This window comes from Sinosporangium siamense (genome assembly GCF_016863435.1).
In the GTDB taxonomy this organism is placed as follows: domain Bacteria; phylum Actinomycetota; class Actinomycetes; order Streptosporangiales; family Streptosporangiaceae; genus Sinosporangium; species Sinosporangium siamense.
Genome location: NZ_BOOW01000036.1, coordinates 30,952 through 46,970, shown reverse-complemented (window position 1 = coordinate 46,970; position 16,019 = coordinate 30,952). Strand labels below are relative to the sequence as shown.

Annotated in this window: 22 protein-coding genes; 4 read left to right on the top strand and 18 right to left on the bottom strand. The window is 67.3% G+C overall.

Translation table 11 applies throughout. The features are described from left to right. Positions 1-59 precede the first annotated feature (59 nt). From Ssi02_RS27665 to Ssi02_RS27650, 4 genes are all read left to right on the top strand, one after another. Entirely contained in the window at positions 60-665 is a 606-nt protein-coding gene (locus Ssi02_RS27665; protein WP_239129852.1) for an HNH endonuclease family protein, read from the top strand. Between the two features lie 2 nt (positions 666-667). Continuing rightward, positions 668-1,708, top strand: coding sequence for an esterase/lipase family protein (locus Ssi02_RS27660; RefSeq protein WP_204030511.1), 1,041 nt, complete (start codon positions 668-670; stop codon positions 1,706-1,708). A 214-nt stretch (positions 1,709-1,922) separates the two neighbouring features. After that, positions 1,923-2,150, top strand: a complete 228-nt coding sequence (locus Ssi02_RS27655; protein ID WP_204030510.1) for a hypothetical protein — start codon at positions 1,923-1,925, stop codon at positions 2,148-2,150. A 92-nt stretch (positions 2,151-2,242) separates the two neighbouring features. Continuing rightward, on the top strand, positions 2,243-2,533 hold the full coding sequence (locus Ssi02_RS27650) for an esterase/lipase family protein (RefSeq protein WP_307825807.1): 291 nt from the start codon (positions 2,243-2,245) through the stop codon (positions 2,531-2,533). Between the two features lie 281 nt (positions 2,534-2,814). Here Ssi02_RS27650 and Ssi02_RS27645 read toward each other — a convergent pair whose 3' ends face one another. From Ssi02_RS27645 to Ssi02_RS27570, 18 genes are all read right to left on the bottom strand, one after another. Next, entirely contained in the window at positions 2,815-3,312 is a 498-nt protein-coding gene (locus Ssi02_RS27645) for a TetR/AcrR family transcriptional regulator (protein WP_204030508.1), read from the bottom strand. A gap of 779 nt (positions 3,313-4,091) precedes the next feature. Further along, a complete protein-coding gene (locus Ssi02_RS27640; protein WP_204030507.1) occupies positions 4,092-4,331 on the bottom strand; it encodes a hypothetical protein in 240 nt (79 codons plus the stop codon). 313 nt (positions 4,332-4,644) lie between these two features. Continuing rightward, a complete protein-coding gene (gene hypE, locus Ssi02_RS27635) occupies positions 4,645-5,715 on the bottom strand; it encodes a hydrogenase expression/formation protein HypE (RefSeq protein WP_204030506.1) in 1,071 nt (356 codons plus the stop codon). Then, positions 5,712-6,869, bottom strand: a complete 1,158-nt coding sequence (gene hypD / locus Ssi02_RS27630; protein ID WP_239129850.1) for a hydrogenase formation protein HypD — start codon at positions 6,867-6,869, stop codon at positions 5,712-5,714. The genes hypE and hypD overlap by 4 nt, the downstream gene beginning before the upstream one ends. Next, complete coding sequence (locus Ssi02_RS27625) at positions 6,866-7,120, bottom strand: HypC/HybG/HupF family hydrogenase formation chaperone (protein WP_373870208.1); 255 nt, start codon at positions 7,118-7,120, stop codon at positions 6,866-6,868. Before Ssi02_RS27625 ends, hypD begins: the two co-directional genes overlap by 4 nt. Then, the gene (locus Ssi02_RS27620; protein WP_204030504.1) at positions 7,095-7,487 is read right to left on the bottom strand and encodes a hydrogenase maturation nickel metallochaperone HypA/HybF; all 393 of its coding nucleotides are present in this window, start codon (positions 7,485-7,487) and stop codon (positions 7,095-7,097) included. Before Ssi02_RS27620 ends, Ssi02_RS27625 begins: the two co-directional genes overlap by 26 nt. 15 nt (positions 7,488-7,502) lie before the next feature. Next, positions 7,503-7,607 (bottom strand): DUF6893 family small protein, encoded by a 105-nt coding sequence (locus Ssi02_RS39950; RefSeq protein ID WP_373870213.1) that lies wholly within the window; start codon positions 7,605-7,607, stop codon positions 7,503-7,505. Positions 7,608-7,622: 15 nt separating this feature from the next. Next, positions 7,623-8,126, bottom strand: a complete 504-nt coding sequence (locus tag Ssi02_RS27615; RefSeq protein WP_204030503.1) for a hydrogenase maturation protease — start codon at positions 8,124-8,126, stop codon at positions 7,623-7,625. Continuing rightward, entirely contained in the window at positions 8,123-9,532 is a 1,410-nt protein-coding gene (locus tag Ssi02_RS27610; protein WP_204030502.1) for a hypothetical protein, read from the bottom strand. Before Ssi02_RS27610 ends, Ssi02_RS27615 begins: the two co-directional genes overlap by 4 nt. Then, a complete protein-coding gene (locus Ssi02_RS27605) occupies positions 9,529-10,176 on the bottom strand; it encodes a DUF6084 family protein (RefSeq protein WP_239129847.1) in 648 nt (215 codons plus the stop codon). The genes Ssi02_RS27610 and Ssi02_RS27605 overlap by 4 nt, the downstream gene beginning before the upstream one ends. Continuing rightward, positions 10,173-10,799, bottom strand: coding sequence for a DUF5947 family protein (locus Ssi02_RS27600; protein ID WP_204030500.1), 627 nt, complete (start codon positions 10,797-10,799; stop codon positions 10,173-10,175). The genes Ssi02_RS27605 and Ssi02_RS27600 overlap by 4 nt, the downstream gene beginning before the upstream one ends. A gap of 125 nt (positions 10,800-10,924) precedes the next feature. Then, positions 10,925-11,518 carry a NifU family protein gene (locus Ssi02_RS27595; RefSeq protein WP_204030499.1) on the bottom strand — a complete coding sequence of 198 codons (594 nt, stop codon included), beginning with the start codon at positions 11,516-11,518 and terminating at the stop codon, positions 10,925-10,927. 14 nt (positions 11,519-11,532) lie between these two features. Continuing rightward, positions 11,533-11,925 (bottom strand): nickel-dependent hydrogenase large subunit, encoded by a 393-nt coding sequence (locus Ssi02_RS38920; protein ID WP_239129870.1) that lies wholly within the window; start codon positions 11,923-11,925, stop codon positions 11,533-11,535. Beyond that, entirely contained in the window at positions 11,901-13,316 is a 1,416-nt protein-coding gene (locus tag Ssi02_RS27590) for a nickel-dependent hydrogenase large subunit (RefSeq protein WP_239129844.1), read from the bottom strand. The genes Ssi02_RS38920 and Ssi02_RS27590 overlap by 25 nt, the downstream gene beginning before the upstream one ends. Continuing rightward, positions 13,313-14,389 carry an NADH-quinone oxidoreductase subunit B family protein gene (locus Ssi02_RS27585; protein WP_204030498.1) on the bottom strand — a complete coding sequence of 359 codons (1,077 nt, stop codon included), beginning with the start codon at positions 14,387-14,389 and terminating at the stop codon, positions 13,313-13,315. The genes Ssi02_RS27590 and Ssi02_RS27585 overlap by 4 nt, the downstream gene beginning before the upstream one ends. 9 nt (positions 14,390-14,398) lie before the next feature. After that, the gene (locus Ssi02_RS27580) at positions 14,399-15,097 is read right to left on the bottom strand and encodes a D-sedoheptulose-7-phosphate isomerase (RefSeq protein ID WP_204030497.1); all 699 of its coding nucleotides are present in this window, start codon (positions 15,095-15,097) and stop codon (positions 14,399-14,401) included. A gap of 2 nt (positions 15,098-15,099) precedes the next feature. Next, positions 15,100-15,333, bottom strand: a complete 234-nt coding sequence (locus tag Ssi02_RS27575; protein WP_204030496.1) for a HypC/HybG/HupF family hydrogenase formation chaperone — start codon at positions 15,331-15,333, stop codon at positions 15,100-15,102. Beyond that, a complete protein-coding gene (locus Ssi02_RS27570) occupies positions 15,330-15,953 on the bottom strand; it encodes a D-sedoheptulose-7-phosphate isomerase (protein WP_204030495.1) in 624 nt (207 codons plus the stop codon). Before Ssi02_RS27570 ends, Ssi02_RS27575 begins: the two co-directional genes overlap by 4 nt. Positions 15,954-16,019: the final 66 nt, after the last annotated feature.

Below are 16,019 nucleotides of genomic sequence, written 5' to 3'. Positions count from 1 at the left end.
CCGCAAGTCCGGCGCGCGTGAGCCGGCGTCGCCATTCATGATCGTTAATGTCCGGCGACATGACGATCTTCGCAGCTCTCGCCGTCGCCGCGACCCTCGCCGGCCCCGCCGTCGCCGCCCCGCCACCCCCGCCCGACCCCCAGACGGCCCGAGCCCAACTGGCCGCCCTGGAAGTGCGCCCCTCGGGCCCCACCACCGGCTACTACCGCACGTTGTTCCCGCACTGGAACCCCGTCGAGGCGAGCTGCGACACCCGCGAAGCCGTACTCAAACGCGACGCCATCGCCGTCGTCACCGACGCGCAGTGCCGCTCGGTCGCGGGCACGTGGTACAGCCCGTACGACGGAGTCACCTGGACCATGGCGTCCGACATCGACATCGACCACATGGTGCCGCTCTCCGAGGCGTGGAAGTCCGGCGCCGACCGGTGGAACACGGCCCGGCGGCAGCAGTTCGCCAACGACCTCGGCTCGTCCCAGCTCTGGGCCGTCACCGACAGCGTCAACCAGGGCAAGGGGGACAAGGACCCGGGGGTTTGGATGCCTCCGCTGGAGTCCTTCCACTGCGCTTACGCCCGCTCGTGGATCGACGTGAAGTCCCGCTGGGGACTCGCGGTCGACCCGGCGGAGAAGACCGCCCTCGAAACGGCCCTCGGGACGTGCTGACCATGCGCACCCTTTCGGGCTTCACTTTGGCGGCCACGCTTTTCACCACAACCACCTTGAGCATGGCCGGCAGTGCGAGCACGGCAGGCGCGGTGAGCGCGGCGGGCGCGGCGGGCGCGGCGGGCGCGGCAAGCATGATGAGCACCGCGAGCATGCGGAGCACCGGGGCCGCGGTGGCCGACCCGGTGCCTCACGGTTTCACCACCTTCCCCGGCGCCTTCCTCGCCTCCCTCGCCAAACCCGACGAATCCCCACCCGGCGCGAACGACTGGGCGTGCGCACCGAGCGCGCGGCGTCCCGTGCCCGTCGTGCTGATCCACGGCACCTGGGCCAACGCCTTCAACGTCTGGAACGAACTGGCTCCCACCTTGAAGCGCGACGGCTACTGCGTCTACGCCCTCAACTACGGCGGAGCCCCCGGCATCCCGCTCAAGGCCACCGCCCCGGTGCCGGACTCGGCCAAGGAACTCGCCGGCTTCGTGGACAAGGTGCTGACGGCGACCGGCGCCGCCGAGGTCGACCTGGTGGGACATTCACAGGGCGGCGGCGTCATGCCACGGTGGTATCTGAAATATCACGACGGCGGCCCCAAAGTGCGCAAACTCATCGGCCTCGCCCCGGCCAACCACGGCACCACCGTCTCCGGCGTCAGCACACTCGCCGCGGCACTCGGCATACTCGGCATCCCCGGGCTGAAGCCCGGCGACGCGGGACCGAACATGTTCGCAGGATCGGAGTTCAACCGGGTGCTCGACCAGGGCGGGGACACGGTGCCAAGCGTGGAATACGTCACCGTCGTGTCACGATACGACGGCGTGGTCACGCCGTACACCAACCAGTTCCTCACAGCGGGCCCCGGCGCCAAGGTGACCAACATCCTGCTCCAGAACATCTGCCCACTCGACCTGACCAAACACCTCGACATGACGTACGCCCCCGCCGCACTCCAACTCGTGCGCAACCACCTGGACCCGGCGACCGCCCGGCAACCGTCCTGCCGCCCGGCACTACCGTTCATAAGCCGGCTCCGCCCCCAGCGCTAGCACGGCGCCCCTTCACCGTGCCGGGCGCCGGCACCCGGCACGGTCACGCCGTACCAAAATGACGACGGATCAAATGAAGTGACCCGATGCAGCCCAGACATGCCACATCATTACACTACGCTTACAGATGCTCACGGATTGACACAGAAGCCCGGCCAACCCGATGAAGACGTGCGCCCCCGATCCCCCCTCCCCCCGAAAGGCGCGACCCTTCATGCGTGCCCTGCGCGCCGCCATGTCCGCCTCCCTGGCGGTGGCCACCCTCGGCGCCCTGACCACCCCCGCTCATGCCGACACCGTCCCCGTCAGCACCGCCGCCTTCGGCACGGCCACCGCCTTTTCACTCCTCAACCCCGACGCATCACCCCAGGCGCCAACGACTGGACATGCCGCCCAAGCCCACACCGCCCCGTGCCCGTGGTGCTGGTCCACGGAACCCTGAGCAACGCCTACGGCATGAACCGCGCCATGTCCCCGGCCCTGAAGCGGGACGGCCACTGCGTCTAGGCCCTCAACTTCGGCGCCCCCCGAGGCATCGCGATCAAGGGAACCGGCCCCATAGCCACGTCCGCCAAGGAACTCGCGACCTTCGTCGACCGAGTGCTCACCACCACGGGCGCCACAAAGGTCGACCTGGTCGGTCATTCACAGGGCGGCGGCCCACTCCCCCGCTGGTACCTCAAGTTCCTCGGCGGCGCCCCCAAGGTCCGCAAACTCATCGGACTGGGCGCGGCCAACCACGGCACCACGATCTCCGGAGCGATGGCCTTGACCCGCGCACTGGGCACAGTGGGAGTGCCCCCTCGCCCCCGGCCCAGACCGTGAGCCTCCTCACGCAACTCCCCAAGACTTCCGTCCCCTCAGGCAGCGTGCCCGGCAACAGTTCACCCGGCGTCTCCCCGGCCTACCCCACACCGGCCCTCCAGACAGCGGCCTCCGAGCACCCGGCCTCCCTGGCGGCTCCCCAGCCGACCCCAAACTCCCGGGCAGCCCTGCCCTCCCCGGCGAATCCGGTCTACCCGGACGCCCAGACCTCCCCACCGGAAGTGACCCCCGAGCGGTCCCCGGCCCGCCCGACGGCTCAACCATCCCAAGAGCCACCGAACTTAGCCGGGCGGCTCGATGAGCAGACTGGTGAGGGCGGTTTCCGCCCATGTCTGCCAGGTGGCGTGCGGCCAATGCCTGGTGCCGACCAGCAGGGTGTAGGTCTCGGGGGACAGGATGGTCAGCGCGATGTCGGCGGCGGTGTCGGGTGTCATGCCGTCGCGTAGGGGGGTCTTACCGGCCAGGGCCTGTGCGAAGGACTGCTGCACGGTCAGTCGTTGCCGGAGGTTGGTCGCCCACAGTTCGCTCAAGTCGGGATCGGTGGGGGCCGCGCTGCGGACGACCTCCAGCAAGGGGGCGGCGCGCAGGTAGATGTCGCCGGCGCCTGCCGCCTGGCGCTGGAGTTGGCCGCGTGGGTCGGGGTCGGCGATGGCGGCCTGGGCCCAGGGGCGTTCCAGGGTGGGAATGGGCTGGTCGTCTCCCGCGACGGCCTGGTTGAGGGCAGCGGTGAGGATGGCCTTCTTGGTGCCGAAGGAGTAATAGATCGTCTGCTCGCTCACCCCCGCCTTCCTTGAAGCCGCCCAGATGCACAATCGACCCGGTTTCGCGGAAATCGCCTGGCTCGTCGACATGCTCCACTTCGTGGTCTACAGAGAACCTAAACGTCCGAACGCGAAGGCCCCCGGAATCATCCTTGTATCCACTGCGCACCGAGACCTTGTCGAATGCTTTAAGCCAGAGTAGGCGTCCCACCCCACGGCACCCTATGCCAGCTTTGTAGTCACTATCCAGCGTCTCAAAGGAGCTCATATTATCCGGCGTGAAGCCCACGCCGTTGTCCTCGATGCTGAACCCGACGATCGGCTTCAATGCCATGCGTCCGGGACCTGAAGAGCCGAAGTCCAATTCGTCTTGCCCGCTTCGCTCAATCGTGACTTGCAGGCGGCCCTGCTCAATATCGTCACCGAAGCGTGCATCGATCGCTTGGAGCGCGTTGACGACAGCCTCCAGCAGAGGCAGGAGGGCGTGGCTCTTGGGGAGGCTCGTGTTCCGAACCCGCCCCGCCAGAGAAGTGGTCAGCGCCATCGTGTCCCCTCTCTACCCTCGGGCATCCCACTCTATCGATGCACCACGGACGCTCGTCTGATTGCAGCACCGAACTGCGCCCGGTGGCTCGCGAACAATCCTGGTTTGAGAGAACTCATCCTGGGGGCTATTGGCGAGTGCACAGTGAACTCACCACGCTCGGTCTGTTGCTGCTTCCACGGTCTAGGGGTTCCTCCAGCAGGAAGGTCTTGATCCAGCACTCGAGCGGGCCTCCACGACCGGGGCCGACTTCCTACGATCGCAAGCCGATGCACTCCTGGTGGGCAGTCTCGTGGGGACGCTGCCGACCTTCGAGCGGGGTGTAGATCACCTCTTGGAGTTCCGACATCTCGGGCAGCAGCTCGTGGAGCGACAGGCGCGGGTAGTCGCGGGTAACTTGGGCGACGTCGTCATGGAGCTGGGGCATGGTTTCGGGACCGACGTTGCCGCCTTGGACGAGGGCGGCGAGGCTTCGGGCTCTGCGTGAGGCCATTCGTACTGCGTCCTTGAGGGAATCTTCGGGTGTTGCCGGCTGTAGCAGAGGTCGTGCGCCGTGTTGTGCCATGTGCCGGAGATCAGCCAGGTGTATCGCACGTGCAGGATGCCGGGCAGCGGACAGTGCCAGGTGAAGCGCGCCACTTCGAGGGCGCCTGCTGCGTTGGCCCACTCACTCCAGCCGCGTCCGTCGGGCAGCAGTCCTAGGGAACTGGTTTCCATAGCCCCGTAGTCATAGGGGGTGCTGTCCCACAGGCCCACCAGGTCGTCTTCCCGCATGCCTATGAGGATGGCAGGCCGCCGGACATAGGTCAGCAGATGCGGGGCAGGGGGTCGCCGACCAGGAGGTCGACGATGCGGGTGCCGCCGAAGGTGGTGCGGAGGAGGACCAGGCCGGGTGGGTCGTCGGTGAGGTGGCCGATGACGGTGGCGTCCTGGCCCAGAGGGTGGGCGTGGAGGGTGGACAGGGCGGTTTGGGTGGCTTCAGGGGCGACCAGGGCTAGCAGGCGGCCTTCGCACGCGACGTACAGGGGATCGATGCCCAAAAGTTCGCACGCGCCTCTCACGGCGGGGCGGACGGGGATGGTGTCCTCGTCGAGGACGGCGGCCAGCTGGGTGGTGGCGGTGATCTCGTTGAGGACGGTGGCGACGCCGCCGCGGGTGGGGTCGCGGAGGGTGTGCAGGTGGGGACCGCAGGCGGTCAGGAGGTCGTCGACCAGGCCGGCCAGGGCGGCGGTGTCGGAGACGGTGTCGGCTTCGATGTCGAGTTCGCCGCGGGCCAGCATGATGGTGATGCCGTGGTCGCCGACGGGCCCTGAGACGATGACGGCGTCGCCGGGCCGGGCCATGCGGGCGCCGGGGCGAATGTCGTGGTGGAAGGCGCCGAGGCCGGTCGTGGTGATGTAGCAGCCGTCGGCTTTGCCGCGTTGCACGACTTTGGTGTCGCCGGTGACGATGTGCACGCCGGCGGTGCGGGCGGCGGCGGCCATGGAGGTGGTGATGCGGCGGAGGTCGGCGACGGGGAAGCCCTCCTCAAGGATGAAGCCGGCGGACAGGCACACCGGGCGGGCACCGCACATGGCGAGGTCGTTGACAGTGCCGTTGACCGCCAGGTCGCCGATGTCGCCTCCGGGGAAGAACAGCGGGGTGACGACGTAGGAGTCCGTCGTGAAGGCATGGGTGTCGGCTATCACGGCGCCGTCGGCCAGGGGGGCCAGGGCGGGGTTGTCGAAGGCGTCAAGGAAGACCGCCTCGATCAGAGTCTGGGTGGCCTTGCCCCCCGCGCCGTGGCAGAGGGTGATGTGTTCGTCTTTGACGTGGGCCTTGCGGCGGCGGGCACGTTCGATGCGGTCGAGGACCTGCTGTTCGCGGGCGGTGGTCATGGCCGTGCTCCTTGAGGCCGTACGGTGGCCTCTTTCACCCGCTCGCGGGAGAATCTGCCGAAGTTGTAATAGGCCGCGCAGGCGCCCTCGGAGGACACCATGCAGGTGCCGATGGGTGTCTCGGGGGTGCAGGCGGTGCCGAAGACCTTGCATTCCCAGGGTTTCAGCACCCCTTTCAGCACCTCACCGCACTGACACGCCTTCGGGTCGGCCACCCGCCCGCCGGGAACGGCGAACAGATGCTCGGCGTCATAGGCGGCATAGCCTTCCCGCATGCGCAACGCCGAGTGGGAGATGAAACCGAGCCCACGCCATTCGAAATAGGCGCGGGTCTCCATGGTCGTCGTGATGGCCTCGATCGCCTTCAGGTTGCCCTCCCAGGGGACCACCCGGGAATACTGGTTCTCCACCTCGGACCGGTTCTCGGCGAGCTGGCGCAGGATCATGTAGACCGACTGGAGGATGTCCAGCGGCTCGAACCCGGCGACCACCAGCGGCTTGCCGTAGTCACGGGCGATGAACTCGTACGGCGTGCAGCCGATGACCGTGGACACGTGCCCTGGCCCGATGAATCCGTCGAGCCGCAGATCCGGCGAGTCGAGGATCGCCTTGATGGCCGGGATGATCGTGACGTGGTTGCAGAAGACCGAGAAGTTGGCGAGCCCCTCGGCCTGAGCGCGCAGCACGGTCATGGCGGTCGACGGTGCCGTGGTCTCAAAGCCGATGGCCATGAAGATCACGCGTTTATCGGGGTTGTTCCGCGCGATGCGCAGCGCGTCGAGGGGACTGTAGACCATGCGGATGTCGGCGCCGCGCGCGGTGGCGTCGAAGAAGGAGCCGTTGCCTCCGGGCACCCGCATCATGTCGCCGAACGAGGTCATGATGACATCGGGTTGTTCGGCGAGGTGGATGGCGTCGTCGACGCGACCCATCGGGATCACGCACACGGGGCATCCGGGGCCGTGGACGAGGGTGACGGCCTCCGGCAGATAATCTTCAAGCCCGTGTTTGTAGATGGTGTGCGTGTGCCCGCCGCACACCTCCATGAACTTGTAGTCCCGTCCCGGCTCGCACAGATCGGCGATCCGTGCGGCGAGGGCGCGGGCCTTGTCCGCGTCCCGATATTCGTCGACGAAGCGCATCGCCAGCGTCACCCTTTCTCTGCCTCGATCATCGACTCGCGGAGTGCGGCGATCTCCTCGTCGTATGCCTCGCCGATGCTTTCCAGGAAGGCGAGCGCGGCGCGGGCCTCGTCCTCGTCGATTTTCGACAGGGCGAATCCGACGTGGATGAGAATCCAGTCGCCAGGTTCCAGGTCGTCTTCAAGCAGACCGATGTTGATGGCCCGCCGTACTCCGCTGACGTCGACCGTGGCGAGGTCAGGCCGGTCGGGGAGAATCTCCACGATCTCGCCCGGGATTCCCAGACACATGGCCCGCCTCCGCGATTTCTATCGATTCGAGGACGAGCCCGTCGCCGCCCTCGGTGTCGAGGTCTGTGCCGCCGCATTTGAGGCAGCTCACGAGGGGATCGGTGGATGTTGAGTTGTGGCCGCAGGATCGACAGGTGAGCTGTACGGGCTCGATGACCAGGTCGATGTATGCGCCCTCAGCGTTTGTACCCTCTGCGACCAGGGCAAACGCCTGATTGATGGCGCCTTCGTCGATGCGTTGCAGGGCGCCGGCGTTCACCTTGGCCCTGCTGACGGGACGCCCGTTCGCGCGGCGTTCGATGGCGTCGAGGACGGCCTCGGCGATTCCGAATTCGTGCATGGTTTGTTCTCGCTTTCACATGCTGCGTATTTTCATGTAGCGCTTGAGGTCGGGGATGGACCGGATCACCATCACCGCCACCAGCACCAGGAAGGCGCCGAGGAGCACGTTCTTCACCATGGTCGTCACCTCCTTTCACGACGATCCGGCCGCGCTCGCGGTCGCCAGGCGCTCTTGCACCAGATCAAGCACCAGCTTCACCGCGGGTTCCACGGCGTCGGCGACCGGCGGCGACAACTCCATGCCGGGATTGATGTCGCCGGGTTCGCAGCCGACGAGGAGCACGTCGCCTTTGACGAGTTGCTCGCCCCCGATTTCCACACCGAGCACCCCGGCGAGGGCGAGAACCGCGTCCGGAGTCATGTCGTGCGCGTCGATGAAGTCAGGGGCGGACTCGTCGGTCGAGGGTTCGAGCACAAAGAGAGTTCCGGGCTGGTCGCCTCTCGGGAGAGCGTCGACGAGGATGGTCAGGTCGTATCCCGCGGTCAGCTCATAGGCCAGATGGATGCCGCGGATGCCGAAATCGGCGACCGTCACGCCGTCCGGCAGATTGGTGCCGTCGAGTTTGCGGGCGACGGCCACGCCGAATCCATCGTCGTTGAGGAACACGTTGCCCACCCCTGCGATCAGAATCTTCACAGCGGTTCCACCTCATCCGGGCTGAAATACATGTAGCGCCCATGGGACCGGTTCAGCTCGGCCCACGGGTCGTCCTCCAAAGTGACGGCCAAATGCACCAGGCCGTCCACATCGTGCAGCACCGCCTCGATCTTCGCGATGCGCCCGACCAGGAACATGTCGTAGGCGTCGGCTCGCCGTTTGCCGGGGCTTAGCCGTACTCTGCTGCCCCTCGCGACGTCCACCCCGGCGATGTTCACGCTGTCGGTCTCGGGATCGACCTCCGCGTCCACCCCGGGATCCCACCACGGCGTCTTGTACGGCGAAGCCGGTGGCAGGGCGATCGCCCCGGGAGAGCCGGGCGTGATCGCGGGAAGTGAGGGCGCGGATGGTTCCGCGGCCGGCTGCCGGGGTGGGGCGTCGACCCAGCGGATGGCGCCGTGCAGGCGGTCCATCAACTCAGGCGGCAAATCTCCGACGCGGTCGAGGAGTTCGGCGGCTCGCGGGTCGGTGTCCCTGGCCTCCTGTTTCTCCCGGTCGGTGAGGGACATGGTGCACAGGCTGAGCAGTTCGTCGATCTCCGTCGCGTCGAACATGTCGCCGGGGCTCTCCTGCGCGACCGCGGGATAGTCGGAGAGGATGATCGGCGACGACAACATGGCGTTCCGCTGGGCAGGAGCTCCCACCAGCACCGGCCAGATGTGGTCGTTCCTGCACGACTCCGCGGCGGGCCGGGCCCACTCGGGCGGATCGAGGAGCGACACGAAGGCGGCGCCCCGCGCGCCCAGCAGCAGGTGGGTCGAGATCAGCGAGCGGCGCAGCGCCTGCTCGCGAGGGGCGTCCGGACGTTCCCAGGCCGCGATGTTCTCCACGTAAATGCGCACTTTGACCAGGTCCTGCGGCGCGTCGATACGTTCCGCCGACACCCGCATCGTGGCCCGCAGTGGCCGGTGCTCAAGCACGACGCGACCGATGCGCCGTCCGGAACGCGTGCGGATGGGCTGGTCCGCCCGGTCGCCTGAGACGTCCACGGCGATGTGCTGCTCGGCCTTGAGGAGCAGCGCCAACGGCAACACGGTTTCCGTCTCACGCTCGGTCGCCTCTTCATAGGTGATGTATGTCGTGCCGTCCACCGTCAACCGATCGACCATCTGAAACAGCTCGCCGTCGGCACGTTCCACCGATCTCGACATGACGTGTAGAAAACGCAGCCGTATGGTGATCTCCGCCTTCTCGCCGTCCTCCAGCAGGCATTCGGTCACATTGGCGAACGGCTCCCCGGTCGCGGTGTAGCCCGGCGGCACCAGCACGCCGAACTGCCAGCGCATCTGGTTCTTCGTCGCCGAGGCGCGATAAGGAAACAGCAGATATCCCTCATACAGCACCGCGTCGGCCACCCTCTGCGCCGCTTCCATGGGCGTGCTCATCCCGGTGCCTCCTTGAGAAGCCGATCGACTGTTTCGTCCCACGTGGCGAGCCCATGCGTGGACTTGAACACCTGCAGCGCCCGCAACGTGTCCCTGCGCAGCCGCAGCCATCCCGCGCCGGGGAACCACATGTCCATCAGCTCCCGCCACGTCGCGACAGGCAACGCGAACTGCGCCTCGCATTGCCACGGCACCAGCCGTACCGCCATGCCCTCGCCCGCCGGCACCGTGCCCGTGCGCACGAAGACGGTGCCGCTGAACAGCAGCAGCATCGGCACCTCGCCGTCGTCCAGAGAGGCGAGGTACTTGCCCGCCGCCACCTCCAGGTCGTAACTGCACGGCACCGGCAGATCCACCTCGGTGCTCCCCGAAAAGCCCGGCACAATCGTCGAGACCTGGGCGAACTGCATCGGCCGCAAGGTCTCCCCCCACCGGCTCCGCTCGCCGAACAGGTCGCTCAACAACACCGCTTCCCCGTCGGAATAGCCCCTGCGCCGCGGCTCGATGCGCAACTGGCACCTGAGCGCCATCATGTGCACGCCCTCCGGCGTCGGATCCGCCACCCGCAGCCGGAACAGCAGCGTCGGCGCCGACGCCGACGCGTCCGCCCGCGCCGACACGCACGCGAACGCGGGCCCGGTCACCACTCACCGCCGGGTACGGCACAGCCGGGACGCCGGCCGGGTACGGCGGAGCCGGCTCCGCCGTACCCGGTATGGCCGCCCTCCGGTGCGTTCGCGACCAGACGGCTGCGGGCGCGCAGGCCGGCGAAGAAGTCGCCGATCGCCTCCCGCGCCTCCTGGCCGCCGTCGAACCCGCGCCAATGCAGCCGGACGAGTCCCACCAGTTCGTAGCACGCGTCGATCGGCACCAGATAGCACGCCGTCTCGTCGAACAGGAGCGCCTCGACGTCGGGCTCGACCCCGGCCACCGCGGCCCGCTCGGCGCGCAGGCGCTCCCAGGCGGGGATGGGCAGTTCCGACTCCGTCGCGCCGCCCGGACTGGGGTAGAACGCGGTGGCGTGCCCCAGCACGGAGTTGTGGAAGAAGAAGACCATCCGCACGGGGATCTGAAGCTCGTCCCAGTCTGCCGGGCTCAGCCCGAGTGAGGGGGCGTACAGATAGCGGTACGGCACGGCGCGGTAGCGGCCCCGGCCGGCTCCCTCATGGGTGAACAGCAGGCAACACGCCGGGCAGGTGCACATGAGCGTCCGGCTCTCCAGGTTCACGACGTGCCGGTGGTCGTCACCGATGGGCTCCGCACACATCTCGCAACGCGGCGCCTCGCGCTCATGGGCACCGGACGGGGGCGCGGGCTCCCGGAACCGCCGCAGACCCCCGCGACCGGTCCCCTCCCGGCCCGGTGGCCGCCCGCCGCCTGCTGGACGTTCGCTCACTGGACACTCGCCCCCTGGGGAGGAGCGCCCGAAGGAGCGGAACCCTGCTCAGGCACAGGACACGGACCGGGCGGTCGCGGTTGAATCTGCAACAACCCCGAGTCGGCGAGCCCCTCGATCTCGATCCCGCTCACCTCTGGCGCGGCCTCCTTGACCGCCCGCTCGATGCCCTGCGTCGCGGTGACCTGGGACGACGGGCACCCATGGCAGGTGCCGGAAAGACGCAACCGCACCACACCCTCAGGCGTGAGCTCCAGCAGCTCGACCCCACCCTCATGGAGCCCCAGATAGGGCCGAACCCGGTCTAGCGCCTGCCGTACCCGCTCCTCGGTGTCCAGAGGATGCAGATCGTGAAGGATGAGCAGGCTGGAGATTAGCTCGTCCTCGACGAACCGTTTGAGCACATCGGCGGCCTCGGCCTCGGTGACGGCGCGCATGACGTGGTCGAGGCCCTCGCCGTACAACTCGACCAGGACCCGCACCAGCTCCTCGGCTTTGGCCTTGGCTTTGGGGTCAGCCGAGGCGGCGAGCTCGTCGAGCAGGGTTTCGACGAGCTCACCTGCCCCTGACACATTCCGCTTTGGCGGCATTTTCCTGTCCCCTGCTATGACGTGGTGAACGCGTGTGGGCTGTGGAGCTTGCGGAGTTCCTTGCCGTTGCCGAGGTACATGTGCACACCACACGGCAGGCAGGGGTCGAAGCTGCGCACCGTGCGCATGATGTCGATGCCCTTGAAGGTGTCCGGCGGGTTCTCCTCGAAGATCGGGGTGTTCTGCACTGCGTCCTCGTAGGGCCCCGGAGTGCCGTGGATGTCGCGCACGCTGGCGTTCCACGGCGTGGGCGGATAAGGATGGTAGTTTGCGATCTTCCCATCCCTGATGACCATGTGGTGGGACAGAACCCCCCGCACGGCCTCGGTGAAACCGCAGCTGATCGCCTCCTCCGGCACGGTGAACTCCTGCCAGGTGCGGGTCAGGCCGGACCGCACGTCGGCCAGGGCCTGCTCGGCGAAGTGCAGCGCGACCGCAGCGGCATACGCCTGGAAGTAGGTGCGCGCGCCCGGTTGCGCTCGAGGGCGTTGGACAACATCTCGCCGTTGCGCACCGGGATCTTCCACTCGAAGGTCTTCTCCGGAAGCGTCGCGGTCTTCGGCAGGTTGATCAGCACGCTGTGGCCGGTGGACTTGACGTAGCCGACGTCCACGAGCCGCGCCAACGCCGTCACCCACAGCCGGGCGAGCGGCCCGCCGCCGGTGTCAAGGGCGAGTAGATTCTCCCCGTCGAACCAGCGGGGCGACATCACCCACGAGTAGTTGTCGTTGAAGTCGCGTTTCTGTGGCTTCGGGATCGTGTGCTGGTTCCACGGGTGGCGGATGTCCACCGGGTTGCCCAGCGGATCGTGGGTGACGAAGGGCTCCTGGTCCGCCCAGTCCTCGTAATAGGAACTGCCCAGCAGAATGCGGATGCCGAGGTTGATGTCGACCAGGTCGGTGGTGATCAGCTTGCCGTCGATGACGATGCCGGGGCTGACGAACATCTTGCGGCCCCAGGCGGACATCTGCTCGTAGTTGTAGTTGCAGTGGTTGGGGTCGTTGAACGCCCCCCAGCAGCCGAGCATCACCCGGCGCCGTCCCACCTGCTCGTAACCGGGCAGCGCCTCGTAGAAGAAGTCGAAGAGGTCGTCGTGCATCGGCACGACCCTCTTCATGAACTCGATGTAGCGCACCAACCTGGTCAGATAGTCGGTGAAGAGCTGCACCGTGGCGACCGTGCCCACACCGCCCGGATAGAGCGTGGAGGGGTGCACATGCCGGCCCTCCATCAGGCAGAACATCTCACGTGTGGTGCGGCTGACCGCCAGCGCCTCGCGGTAGAACTCGCCTTCGAGCGGATTGAGCGAGCGCATGATGTCGGCGATCGTGCGGAATCCGTGCTCGGCCGCGTGCGGGGCCTCGGTGCGCTCGGCGAGGGCGAGCACGCCCGGGTTGGTTTCCCGCACCATCTTCTCGCAGTAGTCCACCCCGACCAGGTTCTCCTGGAAGATGTTGTGGTCGAACATGAACTCCGCGGCCTCACCCAGGTTGATGATCCATTCACCGAGTGCGGGGGGGCGTATGCCGTATGCCATGTTCTGCGCGTAGACCGAGCACGTCGCGTGGTTGTCACCGCAGATGCCGCAGATCCGGCTGGTGATGAAGTGCGAGTCGCGCGGGTCCTTGCCCTTCATGAAGATGCTGTATCCGCGGAAGACCGACGAGGTGCTGTAACACTCGGCGACCTCCCGGTTCCTGAAGTCGATCTTCGCGTAGATGCCGAGGCTGCCCACGATCCTCGTGATCGGATCCCAGGCCATCTCGACGAGTTCGCGGTCTTTCTGCGGTGCGGTCATCGTTCACTCCAGGGCGCCTTGTAACCGGTGAGCAGGGCGTGGCTCTTCTGGCGCCACTTGGGCTCCTTGTCCACTGTCCGCTGTGTGATGTGGCGCAGTCCTCGGACCACGGAGCCGTAGACCCCGCTGACTGTGGAGGACACGAGCGCCCCGGGAGGTTCGTCCATGAAGGGCATGAACTTGTCGGGGAAGCCGGGCATCGTGCAGGCGATGCAGATGCCGCCCACGTTGGGGCAGCCGCCGATGCCGTTCATCCAGCCACGTTTCGGCACGTTGCACTTCACCACCGGCCCCCAGCAGCCGATCTTCACCAGGCACTCGGGCTGTCCGTATTCCGTGGTGAACTGACCCTGTTCGTAATATCCGGCCCGGTCGCATCCCTCATGGACGGTCTTGCCGAACAACCACTGCGGGCGAAGGGCCTCGTCCAGCGGGATCATGGGCGCCTGACCCGCCACCTGATAAAGCAGGTAGAGGATCGTCTCGGAGAGGTTGTCCGGTTGGATGGGGCACCCCGGAACATTGACGATCGGAAGCCCCGCCTTCGACGTCCAGTCCCAACCCAGGTAGTCCGCCACACCCATCGCACCGGTGGGGTTGCCGGACATGGCGTGAATACCGCCATATGTGGCACAAGTCCCGGCGGCGAGTACGGCTGTCGCCTTGGGCGCCAACCGGTCCAGCCACTCGCTGGTGGTCATGGGTTGCCCGGTCTCGGGGTTGTTGCCGAAGCCGCACCAGTAGCCCTCCTGCTTGATGGACTCGTTGGGAATCGACCCTTCGATCACCAGCACGAAGGGTTCGAGCTCACCGCGGTCGGCCTTGTAGAACCACTCGATAAAGGTGTCGGCGCCCCCGTATGGACCGCTCTCGAAGTCGATCAACGGCCAGTGCACCGCGATCTTCGGCAGGCCGGGCAGTGCCCCGAGCACGATCTCCTCGATGCTCGGCTGCGTGGCCGCCGTCAGCGCGACGGAGTCACCGTCGCAACTCAGGCCCGCGTTTATCCACAGGATGTGGACAACCGGCTCGTCTTTCTCACTCGCTGCGGCTGTCGATTCGGGAGCCTGCATGTCGCCTCCTCACCTCGTGCCAGTGGCCACCGGGCCGTCCGGCGCCTTCGACATGTGGATCAGTGCGTGCTGCGTCACCTCCCAGAGAACGTGGTAGACGGTCGTCTGCGCCTCCTGGATGCGGTGCACCGACGACGACGGGATCACGAAGAGATGGTCGAGCGTCTCCAGTTCGGCGAGCCTGCCGCCCTCATAGCCGGCGAGCGCGACCGTCACCATGCCGCGCCGCGCCGCCTCCTCGAACGCCTGCACGACGTTGGCCGACCCGCCGCTCGTCGACAACCCGAACGCGATGTCCCCGGGACGCCCGAACGCCGCCAGTTGCCGGGCGAAGACCACCTCGAAACCGACGTCGTTTGACAACGCGGTGACCACGGCGACGTCGCTGGTGAGCGACATCGCCGGGAGCGGCCTGCCCCTGCTCGGCGCGGCGAACGCGGTCGCCACCTCCAGAGCGTCGGTGCTGCTCCCGCCGTTGCCGAAGGCGAACAGCCGCCCACCTGCCGCGAAACACTCCGCCATCCGCACCGCGCACGCCGCCACGTCCGCCGCGCACGCCTCGGCGACCGTACAGCGCAGCCGTACGATCTCGTGTGCCTTCTCGACCGTGGAGCGGCTCACCTCGTCGAGCACACCGTCCATGTCGGTCTGCTCCGCGTAGAGAAAGGGGTAAAGGCCGCGCATCCCGGCGGACTCCCGCTCGTCCATGGTTATCTCCCCCCGCTGTCGTGGCGGTCTCGGGGGAGTACGGCGATCGCCTCCTTGGCGTGCACGAGCAGCGTGTCGCCCACCTCGGCCGAAACGAGGGCGACGCTCACCGTCTCGTGGCCCGCCCCCGTGTCCACGTAGGCGAGATCCTCGGGCAGCAGCGCGACCACCCGCACCGGCATGGCCTCGTCCGAGCAGGTGACACAGTGGCCGGAGCTACAGTGACCGCTCGTCATCGGATCACCTCCGGCCCGAGCAGGCCCGGCTGTTCAAGGAACACATGCACCAGTTCCCACAGCAGGTGATATGTCGTCACATGGATTTCCTTGACCACGGATGGATCACCCGAGCGGGCTGTCAGCACGTGGGCCACGGCCGGGCTCTCCGGCACGGCCTCGCCGTAGCCCCCGGTGAGCGCCACGGTGAGTAGTCCCAGCTCGTCGGCCACCTCAAGCCCGCGCAGCACGTCGGCGCACTGGCCGTCGGGCGAGATGCCGAGCGCGACGTCGTCCGGCGCGGCCCACTGCGCGACCTGGTGGGCGAAGACCTCGTCGTAGCCCTCCCTGGCGGCGACCTCGGTGATCGACGCGGGGTCGTTGCTGATCGCCATCGCGGGCAGCGCCCTCTTGCCGATGATCACCGGGTGCATGAACTCGACCGCGATGTGCGCGGCGTCTGTCCCGGCCTGGCCGTTACCGAACGTGATGAGCTTGCCGCCGCGGTGAAAACATGCCGCCATGTCCCGGCAGGCGAGCGCCACCTTGTCGGCGTCCGCGGCGAGCGCTTTGCCTGCGCCTTCGCGTCTGGCGAAGGCTTCGGTGGCAGCCGACTCCATGTCTTCCATGGCGACAGACATATCGACACTCCGTTACTAAGCGTATTCGACACGCTATGCCGGGCTATCCAGACGCCGACACCCTTA